The sequence below is a fragment of the Actinomadura macrotermitis genome, assembly GCF_009604375.1.
GTDB lineage: Bacteria > Actinomycetota > Actinomycetes > Streptosporangiales > Streptosporangiaceae > Spirillospora > Spirillospora macrotermitis.
Genome location: NZ_WEGH01000001.1, coordinates 1,417,343 through 1,429,821, shown reverse-complemented (window position 1 = coordinate 1,429,821; position 12,479 = coordinate 1,417,343). Strand labels below are relative to the sequence as shown.

The following is a 12,479-nucleotide window of genomic DNA, read 5'->3' as shown; positions in this document are numbered from 1 at the left end:
TCGGGCTCCCCTGCCTGAGCCATGGCGGAATCCCCTTTTCCCTGGGTGTTCGCGGTGTCATTCTCTTCGCGATGTAGGGATACCCAGTGAGCAGGGCGCTATCCGGCGGGACGGGGAGGACGCCGCCGCGGTGTTGGCCTTGATGGCCACGCTGACCAAGGAGACCAGCAGCGCGACGTCGGTCTCGCTCTCCAGCCGGAACCGCACCCACCCGCTGCCCTGCCGCGTCGTGACCATGGCGCACTCTCCGAGAGCACCGTTGATGCGCTGCACGATCGGCGCGGTGAGGTAGAGCTCGGCCTCGTGCGGTCCGTGCAGATGCAGGATCTGCTCGCTGCCGAGCGTGAACGCCCTGCCGGTGCCGCAGTCGGCCCGGCACAGCCGCAGGGCCGGCCAGCCTTTCAGGTGCCGGATCGTGCGGTCGGCCGGCGATGTCCGCACTTCCGGGGTCGCACTCACGCCAGCAGCATCCAGCAGCGGACGGCATGAGGACACCCCCGGCTCCCGAATTGTTATCAGAGTGGTTTCCCAGCCGCTATGTCGATGTCGACGGACCATTGATCAAATATGCTCCGGAACGATCTTTCGCGGATGCCCGTCCGGTCGGGTGCCCGCCGAGGCCGCCCGCCGCCCCGTGGGTACGGCGGCGGGCAGGCTCCGGGCGCGGGGCTGGCGCAGGCGTCCCGCGGCTCGCAGTGTCCTGCTCGTCGGGACCGCATTCCTTCGTACCATGACAATTCCACCGGAGATTCCGGCGGCCGTCCGTAATCGTGGAACCGTTCTAAAAGTCGGGCGCGGCCGGGGACTGTCGTGGGCACAGAAGCGTACGGCGGCCGCTGCCGGTCCGTCGTTGGTGGCGCCGCGCCGGTGTCCTGGCCGATCCGGTAGTTGCGGGGCCGAGGCCGCAGCCTCATCGGGAAGTCCGCTCGCTGGGCGGCCTGCCGTCCGAAGGGGAGAACCGCCGACTTCATAGAGTGATTAAAGGTCTTGCATGGAACATTTGAAGGGAGCCGAATTGTGGTAACGGAAATTAGGCCTAGGCTGGATATAGATGTGCTGGGCATGAACTCTTGAGGTAACGGGAGTTCACCCAAGGCACGGAAGGAGGTGTACACCATGCGTGTTTACGAGCGTCCGACGCTTACCGCGGCAGGTAGCTTCCGCAGGACCGGCCTGGGCACCAACAGAGGCCCCGAAAGGCTCCTCGCCCTCCGGTTCAGCCTGTGAGCAAGCCCCTGAGACGGCGGGTTGCGGTAGCGGTTTCCGCAGCCCCCGTCTTCTGATTCCGGGCGCCAGGAGAGGACGGTCATGGCCGACTGGTTCGTCGTCCTGCCGGACTGCGCCGCGGCGGCCCCCGCCGGCGCCGCGCTGCGCGGCCGCGCGCAAGAGGTCCAGGAGATCGCCCACCCGTCGGGCCGGCCCTGGCTGCTGGGCCACTGGTCTCCCGGCACGCTCGCCGTGGGCGAGGCGGGCCGGGTGAAGATCGCGGTCGTGGGGGAGCACGCGGTCACCGCCGAGCGGCTCGCCGCGGCCGCCCGCCGGACGGACACGATCGCCGGCCTGGACGCGCTGGCGAGGTCCCTGACCGGGAGCGCGCACCTCGCCGCCTCGGTCGCCGGATGCGTACGCGCGCAGGGGACCGTCACCGGCCTCCGCAGGCTGTTCCATGCCCGCGTCGGCGACGTCACCGTGGCCGCCGACCGGGCCGACGTGCTGGCCGGCCTGCTGGAGGCGGACGTCGACGAGCAGCGGCTCGCGGTCCACCTGCTGAACACGTTCGGGATGCATCCGGTGACCGGCGAGCCGGTCTGGCGTCCGGTGACGGCTCTCCGGCCCGCCCACTACCTGGTGCTCGACCAGGCCGGCCGGCCCCGGACCGTCGCGTGGTGGACCGCCCCCGAGCCGGTGGTGCCGATGGCCGAGGGCGCACCCGCGCTGCGGGAGGCGCTGTCCGCCGCGGTCGAGGCCCGTCTGCAGGGGCGGGACGTGGTGAGCTGCGACCTGGGCGGGCTGGACTCGACCTCGCTGTGCTCCCTTGCCGCCCGGAATGGCAGGCGGGTCATCGCCTACACCTCCGACGGTCTCGACCCCATGGGCGAGGACGCGGCCTGGGCCCGCCGCACGGTCGCCGGGCTCGGGAACGAGGTCGAGCACCACGTCATGCCCGGCGACCAGGTGCCGCCCGTGTACGCGGGCATGCGGGAGACCGGCGACCACCTCGACGAGCCGAGCCCGGTCGCCGCCCAGCGCGACCGCTGGCTGGCCATCCCCCGGCTGGCCACGGCACAGGGCTCCACGCTGCACCTGACCGGCTTCGGCGGGGACGAGCTGCTCGCCGGCTCGCCCGCGCACCTGCACACGCTGATGCGCACGCACCCCCGGGTCGCGTGGCAACGCGTGCGCGGCTTCGCCGCCCAGCGCCCGTGGCCGTACCGGGAGACGCTCCGGCAGCTGCGGGACGGCAGCACCTACCGGGCGTGGCTCGCCCGGGCCGGCGACGGGCTCACCGACCCGCCGCCCCCCTTGGAGACGCCCACCCTGGGCTGGGGCACACCGCCGCGCCTGCCCCCGTGGGTGACACCGGACACGGTGCGGGCGGTGCGGGAACTGATCCGCGCCGCGGCCCGGACCGCCGAGCCGCTGGCCGGGACGCGCGGACAGCACGTCGAGCTGGAGGCCATGGGCGGCTCGGCCCGCATGGTGCGGCAGCTCGGCCAGATGACCGCCCCGCTCGGGCTCGCCGTCGCCGCCCCGTACTACGACGACCGCGTGGTCGAGGCCGGCCTGGCGGTGCGGCCGCAGGACAGGATCACCCCTTGGCGGTACAAGCCGCTCATCGTCGAGGCGATGCGCGGGATCGTCCCCGGCGAGTCCCTCACCCGCCACACCAAGGACAGCGGCGACCACGCGGTGGAGACAGGGCTGCGGGAGCAGCGGGGCGAGCTGCTGGCCCTGTGCGAGGACTCGCGGCTGGCCCGCATGGGCTTGATCGACGCGGACGCGCTGCGGGAGGTGTGCTCCCGGCCGCTGCCCCCGGACCTGCAGTTCGACGCGCTGTTCCAGACCGTGGCATGCGAAGTGTGGCTGCGCGCACAGGAGGCCGCCGCCATCCCCGCCTGAGGGAGACCGATCATGACGCTCAAACTGCGCGACGGCGTGTTCACCGCCGACACCGAATACGGAATCGCCCTTCTCGACGAGGACCACGACCAGTACTGGACCCTCAATCCCAGTGCCGCGATCATCCTGCGGACCCTGTTGAACGGCGGCACGGACGACGACGCCGTACGGTCGCTCACCGACGAGTACGCGGTGGACGGCGCGAGCGCCCGGCAGGACGTGCGGGACCTGGTCGGTGAACTGTGCGCGGCGGGGCTCGCCGAGGAGGAGGGTGCGGGACGGCGCGGCCCGCGCCGGTGGCGACTGGGGAAGGCCCGATGAGCACACCGGAGGCCATCTACCACCGTCCGCGCTCGGTGCCGTTCCGGCGCCGGATCCTGGTGCGGGTCGTCGTGGGCGCCGCGCGGCTGCTGGCCACCCAGCGTCCCCGCCGCATCCGCGCCGTACTGGACGCCCTGCGCCGCGGCGCCCGCCCGGCGACCGTGGCGCAGACCCGGGCGGCCCGCGACGACGTGGTCGCGGTCAGCCTGGCGTGCGGCGGCAGGGAGGGATGCCTGCCCCGGTCCCTGGCCACGGCCCTGCTGTGCCGCCTGCACGGCCGGTGGCCCACCTGGTGCGTGGGCGCGCGGCGCCTGCCGCCCTTCGGCGCGCACGCCTGGGTGGAGGCGGAGGGGGTGCCGGTCGGCGAGGACTATCCGCCCGACTACTTCCGGCCGCTGGTGACCGTGCCGGCCGTACGCCCGGACCGGTGAGCGCCGGCCCGCGCGACATCCTGCGGCTGCTGCGCGGGCACCGCAGGTGGGTCGCCCTCGCGGTGCTGCTGACGCTGGCCGCCACCGCGCTGAGCCTGGTCCAGCCGCTGCTGGTGAGGCGGGTGATCGGATCGGCCTCGCCCGGGCCCGTCATCGCGCTGCTGATCGGCCTGTTCGCCGCCCAGGTCATCGTGCAGGGGCTCGCCCAGTACATCGTGGCCCGGGCCGGCGAGGGCATCGTCCTCGGCATCCGGCTGCGCCTCGTCAGGCACCTGCTGCGGCTGCCGATGGCCGCGTACGACCGGCACCGCGTCGGCGACCTCCTCTCGCGCACCGGCACCGACAGCACCACCCTGCGGCTGCTCATCGCCGAGGGCCTCACCGACGCGCTGACCGGCGCCATCACCCTGGCCGGGGTGGTGGCGCTGATGCTGTGGCTCGACTGGCTGCTGTTCCTGGTCGTGCTGGCCATGGTGGCTCTCGCCGCGGTGATCGTGGCCGTGGTGCTGCGGGGCATCGGGGTCGCCTCGCTGGACGCCCAGCGGGCGGCCGGCGCCATGACCGCCGACCTGGAACGGGCGCTCACCGCGATCCGCACCGTCCGGGCCAGCCGCGCCGAGGACCGCGAGACCGACCGCATCGCGGCCGGGGCCCGGTCGGCGTACGAGGGCAGCCTCCGGATGGCCAGGCTCGACGCGGTGGTGACGCCGGCGATCCAGCTGGCCGTCAAGGGGTCGTTCATCGTCGTCCTGCTCATCGGCGGGCTGCGCGTCGCGGGCGGGAAGGGCTCGCTGGCCGACCTCGCCGCGTTCCTGCTCTACATGATCTACCTGGTGGGGCCGGTCGGCATGCTGTTCCAGTCCCTCAGCACCATGCAGCAGGGCGTGGGCGCGTACCGCCGGGTCACCGAAGTGATGGCCATCCCCACCGAGCGGGACGCCGCTCCCCGGCCCGCCTCCCCGGTGCCCGCGCCGCCGCTGCTGGAGTTCCGCGACGTGTGGTTCCGCTACGAGCCGCACCGCCCCGTCCTGCGCGGGCTGAGCTTCGAGGTGCCGCCGAAGACCCACGTGGCGCTGGTCGGCCACTCCGGCGCCGGCAAGTCCACCGTCTTCGCGCTCATCGAGCGCTTCTACGACCCCGACAGCGGCCGCATCCTCCTGGACGGCCGCGACCTGCCCGCCGTCGGCCGCTCCGAGCACCGCACCCGCGTCGGCCTGGTGGAGCAGCACACCCCGGTGATGTACGGGACGCTGCGCGAGAACCTCACCTACGCCGCCCCGGAGGCCGGCCCGGAGGAGCTGGCACGGGTCGTCGAACTGGCCCACCTCACCGAGCTGCTGTCCCGGCTGCCGCACGGCCTGGACACCGACGCCGGCGAGCACGGCATGGCGCTGTCCGGCGGCGAACGCCAGCGGATCGCGATCGCCCGCTCCCTGCTCGCCCGCCCCGAGCTGCTGCTGCTCGACGAGCCGACGGCCCACCTGGACGCGGCGAGCGAGGAGGCGCTGCGCCGCTCGATCCGGGAGACCGCCGGCGAGTGCGCGCTGCTGGTCATCGCCCACCGGATGTCGACCATCCGCGCGGCGGACCTCGTCCTCGTCCTGGACGAGGGCCGCATCGTCGCCACCGGCGGCCACGACGAACTCCTCGACACCAGCGACCGCTACCGGGCCCTGCTGGGCGAACACGCCGGGCCCTGAGCGCGGGCTTGTCACCGCGCGACCAACCTCCGATCCCGAGTTGCTCAGTCGTCTCCTAGTGAACGAAACACTGTGTGGTACAGACTGTGGTTCGCCAACGGCGTGCGAAGGCGCCGCACGCCACTCACCCCCCGCCATGGAGGACTTCACCCATGCCGAACCGAAGCACGGTCCTGACCGGCGCGCTCGCCACCACCGCCCTGCTGGCGATGATGTGCCAGCCCGCCCACGCCGCCCCGCGCGAGTACGACTACAGCGGCACGGCCCAGACCAAGATCACCGGACTGGGCGCCGACATCGCCTTCACGCCCACCACCGCCAAGGTCGACGCGGACCTGGAGACCGGCGAGGTCTCCGCGGTCAAGATCTCCGTGCCGGAGGCGCGCAGCAACTTCAACCTGTTCGGGGTCCTGCCCACCAACATCAAGGTCAAGATCACCCAGGCCGGCGCCTTCACCGGCACCCTCAAGTCCGGCACGGCCGACATCACCGGCGCGGTCGACATCCAGATCCTGGAGACCGGGCACTTCGGCATCCCCATCCCGCTGCCGGACTGCAAGACGACCAAGCCCGCGCAGCTCCACCTCACCTCGCAGGGCGCCTTCGACCCGGCCACCGGCGGCACCCTCACCGCCAAGTACCAGATCCCCGAGGTGTCATGGGGCTGCCTCTTCGACACCCCGATCATCAACGCCCTCGTCGGCGGCAAGGACAACCCCCTCACCATCAAGCTGAGCGCACAGAACTGACGACGGCGAACCGCCTGTGACCGAACGCCGCTCGAACAAGGTGATGGGCCCGCCGCCCTCCGGCGGGCCCATCACCGCCGAGCCGCGTCCCTGCCTTCACCCGGGGCCGCGTGCCCCAGTGGCGCCGCGACCAAGGGCTTCGACCGCTCGGGCCTGATCCGATACACCCGGCTTCAAGCCGGGTGTACCGCCCGCCTGGCCACCGTCCAAGTGCATCACCGGCCCGCACATCCCGCGCGAACCCGATGACCTGCGCACCCCCGCCCGAGCGGTGGCCCGCCGACGGGCATATCCACAGGTCACCGCGGAAGCGAAGATCTTCACACGATCTACTCACCTAGTGTGATCGAGCGGACGCGTGCGGATATGACAGGGGCACAGCCAGTGCTCATCGGCGTAGGGAGACCCGATCATGGTGATCGCCGGAAAAGCCCTGCCCTTCGGTGCGTCCTGGTCGCCGCAGCGGTGCTCTGCCCCGGCGGCTCATCCAGCGCCGGCACGCTGATCGGCGTGCTCCGACCGATACCGAAAGCGCGAGGGCGCCGCGTGCGAGCGGCTGTGGCGCAACAGCCGGCGCTGCAGGACGAACCCGCCCTGCGCGCCGCGCCTGCCAGAGGCGGAGCGGCCGGACGACATGACAAGGAGTCCACCGTGCACCACGCCGCATCCGTGCCGAGCACGTCCGAACCCGACGAGATCGGTGCCGAGTCCCCGCCCGGCAGCGGGAGCGAGGTCGAGGTGGAGCCGTGCGGGGAGCGTTCGGCTCAGCTCCTGGCCCGGGGCCGCCATCTGGTGATCCAGGTCAGTCCCGGCAATCCCTACTTCTCCACCGTCCGCCTGGCGGTGATGTTCGGCTGGGCGGCCCGCCGGTTCCAGGGCGTGGACGTGGTGATGTCGGACCTGGAGATGACGGCGGCCACCTATCTGGGCCAGGGCCGTCCCGAGCACCGGGCGCGCAAGAAGGCCAAGGCCGACGTGCGGCAGATGAAGCACCGGATCGAACGCGCCCTGCGCCGGGCGGGCGATCCGGGCGTCCGGGTCAGCGAGTTCGGCGACTGGGCGGACGCCCCTGCCTATCGCCGGGCCTGCGCCTACCTCGACGAGGCCATCGCCGACCCCGGATACGGGCCCATCTACCGGGACGACACCCGGATCGCGCTGAAGGCCGGCATGCCCGAAGGCTGGGAACCCACCGACGCCCAGCTCGCCACCGGCCTGGTCCACAGTTACAAGGCCCTGCCGTTCGCTCTGAACGCCCCCGAGATCCTGGGCGTGCCCGAAGCGGTCACCACATCCAGCCGTCCCGCCGAACACGTCACCTACTTCTTCACCGGCGGCGCCAAGTACACCGCCTTCCCCGGCCAGGGCTACACCGCTTTGCGTACTTGTGAATGACCCCGCATGCCGGCTCTAAGGCCACGTGGTGACGGGCGCGTGTGGCGCGCCAGGCAAATGCCGGCCTAGGGCAGCCACGGATGCCCCGCCGGCCGATGCGCCGGCCACCCACGGTGGGCAGCGTTCCAGCGACCGGGCGCAGAGCGCCCGATGCCCGGCCGAGCGCCAGAGCACACGGTGATGTCACGGGCGTGCCCTCTTGCCCGGCCACAGCGTCTTCCACCGCCGCTGCCCGGAGCGGGACACCGGGCGAGAAGCGAGCGGTCCGTTCGGTGGTTGTTCCGGGCGCTTCACGCCTCTTGGTCTGCTGGCCGGCAGGGCAACTCATCACCTCTTGGCGACACCCTTTCATTACTATGCGTAACTCTTCGACTGCATAGAGTCGGGAACTTTGCTGGATGACCCTGACTCAAGGAACGCGAGGGACGCAAGATGCTCCTGCCACGGATGGCCGCCGTCGCGGGCGCCGCCGTCATGACCGCCATGACGGCGCCCGCTTACGCCGCGCCCGCTCCCGCCTACACCTACACCTGCGACCGCACTTTCACCGGGAACAAGCACAGGGGGATGGGCTGGCTGAACTGCACCGCCACGCCGAGCAACGCTCCCCGCAAGGGGCCGATCGACGGCACCTTCCTGATCAAGCCGAAGGCAGGCTCCGGTCCCAAGCTGAAGTGCACGAAACGGCCGCCGGACTACTACCCGGCCGGGCACGCGGACCTGCCCGAAAGCGTCACCGGGACCTACTGCGTCCCCTTCTGAGCCCCGCCACGGCGCGGGTCCGCGTCCCGACGACTCATGACGGCACGATGGAAGGCAGGCCGATGACCTCATCGCAGGGCCAGGGCGAGCGGATGTTCACCGAGGACACCGAATCGTTCATCCAGGGCGGCGAGCAAGGCGAGAAAGCCCGCGCGAAGGTGTGGGAGAAGCGTCCGCATCGCACCACGCCGGGACGGGATCCCAAGGCCCATGAGCTGCACGTGTGCATGGGGCTGAACGCCTGCGCCGGCCTCGGGCGCGACGGCACCGGCTGGATGGCCGGCACCGGCCAGTGCGCCACGGTCTTCCACGAGTGCCACGGCGCCAACGAGTGCCGTGGCCAGGGCGGCTGCGGCTACACCGGCCACGAGGCCGAGCAGGCCATCCCCGGCGCCCAGCACTGCCGCTACTCCGGCAGCTGCGCCAGCCCGATCAACATCAGCCGGGTGCACGCGGCCGGGCCCTTCCGGGGCACCAGCGTGTGGAAGCGCGCCCGCAAGGTGTTCGAGCAGCGCATGTACGAGGCGGGCGTCCCGTTCGGCCCGTCGCCGGGCGAGGGGTACCCCGACGACCTGGTCCCCTCGTACGAGCCCGGCCGTGTCGAGGAGCTGAAGAAGAAGTGACGGCCGCCCCCTCGTGCACCGAGGACCGACTCGGCGCGGCGGCGGGCTCCGGGCTGGGGCTGGGGTTGGGGCTGCGTTCCTCGCACCTGCCGCACGTGCTGTCGGCGTGGCCGCCGGTGGAGTGGTTCGAGATCATCTCCGAGAACTTCATGGACTCCGGCGGCTACCCGCGGCACGCCCTGGACCGGATCGCCGAGCGGTACCCGGTGGTGATGCACGGGGTCTCGATGTCGGTCGGCGGCACCGATCCGCTGGACATGGACTACCTGCACCGGCTGCGGAGCCTGGCCGGCTCGATCGGGGCGCGGTGGGTGTCGGACCACGTGTGCTTCACGGGCGTGGCCGGGGTGAACACCCACGAGCTGCTGCCGATCCCGTTCACCGAGCGGTCCCTGCGGCACCTGGCCCGGCGCGTCCGCGTCGTCCAAGACGTCCTGGAACGGCCGCTGGTGCTGGAGAACCCCAGCACCTACGCCGCCTTCGCCCACTCGACGATGCCCGAATGGGAGTTCCTGGCGCGGCTGTGCGAGGAGACCGGATGCCGGCTGCTGCTGGACGTCAACAACGTCTTCGTCTCCGCGACCAACCACGGCTTCGACCCCGAGGAGTACATCCGGGCGCTGCCCCACGACCGGATCGCGCAGATCCACCTGGCGGGCTCCGCCGACAAGGGGACCCACCTGATCGACACCCATGACCGGCCCGTCGCCCCGCCGGTGTGGCGCCTGTACCGGCTCGCCACCGCCCTCAGCGGCCCCGTTCCGACGCTCCTGGAGTGGGACGACCGCCTCCCCCCGTTCCCCGAGCTGCTCGCCGAACTCCACAAGGCCCGCTGGTACCTCGGCACGCCCGCCTCCGACACCGGCCGGAGCGACACAACGGCCTCGGCGGTGTCCATCGCGGCCGCCCGCCCCGCCGTCCCTGACCGGGCGCCATCGCTGGCGGCGGCCCAGCGCTGGCTGCGCGACGCCATCGTCGCCCCCGCCGGACCCGCCGAGGCGGCCGCCGCGATGCTGGCGGACGCACCGCCGCTCAGCGCCGAGCGGCGCCTGGACATCTACCGGCACGGCTACCGCGAACGGCTGCTGGAGACGATGCGCCACCAGTACCCGGCGCTGCGGAACCTGCTCGGCGCACAGCTGTTCGACGAGTTCGCCGCCGACTACCTGGACGCGCGGCCGTCCCGCACCTACACCTTGGCGCGGCTGGGCGAGGGGTTCGCCGACCACCTCGACGCCCGCCGCCCCGACCGCGCATCGGCACGCGAGCCATGGATCGACATCATGATCGACCTGGTGCGGTACGAACACGCCTTCGCACAGGTCACCGACGGCCCCGGCCTGGAAGGCCGAGCAGGACCGCCGGCGCCGGTGCCGCCCGCCGGAACCCTGTCGGCGACGGCAGCACCCTGCCTGCGGCTGCTGCGGGCCTGCGCGCCGGTGCACCGCTACCACGCCGACGTCCGCCGGGACCTGCGCCCGCCGCCGCCCACGCCCGAACCGGCCTACCTGGTGCTGTTCCGGCGCGACTACCGCGTCATCACCACACCGCTCCCCGCCGACGCCTTCGCCCTGCTGGACGCTCTGACGCAAGGGGAGTCCCTCGAACACGCGGCAGCCGCCGGCCCGATCGACCTCGGCCAGGCCCACCGCCATCTGCGCGACTGGGCCGCTCGCGGCTGGGTTGCACCGTCCGCCGCGGAACAGAAGAACCCGCCCGCATCCAGCGCCCTCAAGGAGACCACACCGTGAGCAACGACGCTCCCGCTTCCGACGGCGGCTCGTTCCTGCCGACGATCCTGACCGCCAACCCGGTGGACGCCACCGAGGGCGTCACCACCAAGGACGACCTGTGCAACCACCTCATCCAGGCCGCGGCCGTGGAGACCCAGACCATTCCCATGTACCTGTACGCCCTGTACTCCATCGGCGGCCAGGGACACTCCCGCTGGGACCCCGGCATGGGAGCCCAGCGCCTGATCCGCAGCATCGTCATCGAGGAGATGCTCCACCTGTGCCTGGTGCGCAACATCCTGGTGGCGCTGGGCTTCGGCGACAAGGTGAAGTTCTACGACGAGGACTTCCTGCCCGACTACCCCGAGTACATGCTGCACCGCCACCCGCCGCTGCTGCTGCGGCTGAGCCGCTGTGACAGGGCACTCGTCAGAAAGGTCTTCATGGAGTTCGAACGCCCCCACCCCGCAAAGGGCGAGGGCGCACCACCCCGCAAGGGTCAGTACTCCACCATCGGCGAGTTCTACAAGTCCATCTGCGCGGGCCTGGAAAAGCTCAACGACCAGTACGGCGAGGCCCTGTGGAACGGCAACCGCCCCGACCTGCAGTACACCGCCGCCTACTGGAACAAGGACGGCGGCGGGGACACCCTCCTGGTCGAGGACCTGAAGACCGCCCACCAGGCACTGAAGATGATCATCGACCAAGGGGAGGGGGCCGAGCAGATCAACCCGTCGGTGCCGATCGACCCTCTCAACCCCAGGCCCGGCCTGGACGAGCTGCCGCACTACACCAAGTTCCAGCGCATCGCCGACGGGATCGAACCGATCGGCCCGACCTGGAAGGTCCCCACCGACCCCAAAGGCGCCCAGTACATCGACGACAAAGCGGCCACCAGCATCAACAAGCTGTTCAACGCGGCGTACTGCTACGTGCTCCACCTGATCGACGTCCTCTACACCACCCCCTCGACCGACGTCGTCCGGGGAAAGCGCAGTAAGCGCTACGGATACGAGCGGCAGTTCGTCTCCGCCATGCAGGGGCTGCTGGCCAACATCGCCGAGATCATGGTGGCCACCCCCTTCAAGACCGGCCCGCTGGCCGACCGCAAGCTCCAGATCGCCCCGACCTTCGAATACGTAAAACTGCCCTCCAAGGACAAGAAACAGCACCTCATCAAGCTGTGCGACGAGGCCATCCCCCACTTCCCGCAACTGGGCGGCGACAACAGCGTCCGCTGGCTGCTGGACAAGATGCCCGACATCTGACCGAACAGCCGGGCGGTGCGACCCACATGCGGAAACAAGACCGCGAAGCACCGACTCGGCCCAGGGCGGGCGCCAGGGAACGCCACAACATCCCGGTCGCTTCGGCTGTACTTTCCAAGCCGCGTGCCGGCCTGCCTAGGCCGGCACGCGCCTACGTCACGGACCTGGCGACGATGTGGATTCTCTGCGCCTGCTCGCCCGGCGCGCCGCTGCTCCTCCAAACGCAGGGGGGTTCTAGCGGCCCACGCATGGAAGGACCGGCCCCAATTGTGGCCATGGCCGGTCTTGTCCAACGAGCAGCACGCCTATGACAGCTCCCTCCAAGCGCGCCTGCGCCGGATCGGAAGCATCCACTACCCGATGACGTGTTCGGCCGC

Annotated in this window: 12 protein-coding genes; 11 read left to right on the top strand and 1 reads right to left on the bottom strand. The window is 71.4% G+C overall.

What is annotated here, in order from left to right; translation table 11 throughout:
• Nucleotides 1-57: 57 nt before the first annotated feature.
• Complete coding sequence (locus ACRB68_RS06335; protein WP_153531212.1) at nucleotides 58-459, bottom strand: luciferase domain-containing protein; 402 nt, start codon at nucleotides 457-459, stop codon at nucleotides 58-60.
• 657 nt (nucleotides 460-1,116) lie between these two features.
• Between ACRB68_RS06335 and ACRB68_RS42785 the strand changes: the two genes are divergently transcribed.
• The 11 genes from ACRB68_RS42785 to ACRB68_RS06285 all read left to right on the top strand — a co-directional run bounded on the left by ACRB68_RS42785 (nucleotide 1,117) and on the right by ACRB68_RS06285 (nucleotide 12,102).
• Complete coding sequence (locus tag ACRB68_RS42785; RefSeq protein WP_407924277.1) at nucleotides 1,117-1,227, top strand: keywimysin-related RiPP; 111 nt, start codon at nucleotides 1,117-1,119, stop codon at nucleotides 1,225-1,227.
• A gap of 81 nt (nucleotides 1,228-1,308) precedes the next feature.
• On the top strand, nucleotides 1,309-3,120 hold the full coding sequence (locus ACRB68_RS06330; RefSeq protein WP_153531211.1) for a lasso peptide isopeptide bond-forming cyclase: 1,812 nt from the start codon (nucleotides 1,309-1,311) through the stop codon (nucleotides 3,118-3,120).
• 12 nt (nucleotides 3,121-3,132) lie between these two features.
• Nucleotides 3,133-3,441, top strand: coding sequence for a lasso peptide biosynthesis PqqD family chaperone (locus ACRB68_RS06325; protein WP_153531210.1), 309 nt, complete (start codon nucleotides 3,133-3,135; stop codon nucleotides 3,439-3,441).
• Nucleotides 3,438-3,872: a lasso peptide biosynthesis B2 protein gene (locus ACRB68_RS06320; protein ID WP_153531209.1), complete on the top strand. Its 435-nt coding sequence runs from the start codon at nucleotides 3,438-3,440 to the stop codon at nucleotides 3,870-3,872. Before ACRB68_RS06325 ends, ACRB68_RS06320 begins: the two co-directional genes overlap by 4 nt.
• Nucleotides 3,869-5,572 (top strand): ABC transporter ATP-binding protein, encoded by a 1,704-nt coding sequence (locus tag ACRB68_RS06315; RefSeq protein ID WP_207709584.1) that lies wholly within the window; start codon nucleotides 3,869-3,871, stop codon nucleotides 5,570-5,572. Before ACRB68_RS06320 ends, ACRB68_RS06315 begins: the two co-directional genes overlap by 4 nt.
• 152 nt (nucleotides 5,573-5,724) lie before the next feature.
• The gene (locus tag ACRB68_RS06310; RefSeq protein WP_153531208.1) at nucleotides 5,725-6,321 is read left to right on the top strand and encodes a hypothetical protein; all 597 of its coding nucleotides are present in this window, start codon (nucleotides 5,725-5,727) and stop codon (nucleotides 6,319-6,321) included.
• Nucleotides 6,322-6,972: 651 nt separating this feature from the next.
• Nucleotides 6,973-7,716 carry a tRNA-dependent cyclodipeptide synthase gene (locus ACRB68_RS06305; RefSeq protein WP_194293197.1) on the top strand — a complete coding sequence of 248 codons (744 nt, stop codon included), beginning with the start codon at nucleotides 6,973-6,975 and terminating at the stop codon, nucleotides 7,714-7,716.
• Between the two features lie 432 nt (nucleotides 7,717-8,148).
• Nucleotides 8,149-8,478, top strand: a complete 330-nt coding sequence (locus ACRB68_RS06300; RefSeq protein WP_153531206.1) for a hypothetical protein — start codon at nucleotides 8,149-8,151, stop codon at nucleotides 8,476-8,478.
• 62 nt (nucleotides 8,479-8,540) lie between these two features.
• The gene (locus ACRB68_RS06295; RefSeq protein WP_153531205.1) at nucleotides 8,541-9,101 is read left to right on the top strand and encodes a hypothetical protein; all 561 of its coding nucleotides are present in this window, start codon (nucleotides 8,541-8,543) and stop codon (nucleotides 9,099-9,101) included.
• Nucleotides 9,098-10,852 (top strand): MNIO family bufferin maturase, encoded by a 1,755-nt coding sequence (gene bufB, locus ACRB68_RS06290; protein WP_153531204.1) that lies wholly within the window; start codon nucleotides 9,098-9,100, stop codon nucleotides 10,850-10,852. Before ACRB68_RS06295 ends, bufB begins: the two co-directional genes overlap by 4 nt.
• Nucleotides 10,849-12,102, top strand: a complete 1,254-nt coding sequence (locus ACRB68_RS06285) for a ferritin-like domain-containing protein (protein WP_153531203.1) — start codon at nucleotides 10,849-10,851, stop codon at nucleotides 12,100-12,102. Before bufB ends, ACRB68_RS06285 begins: the two co-directional genes overlap by 4 nt.
• Nucleotides 12,103-12,479: the final 377 nt, after the last annotated feature.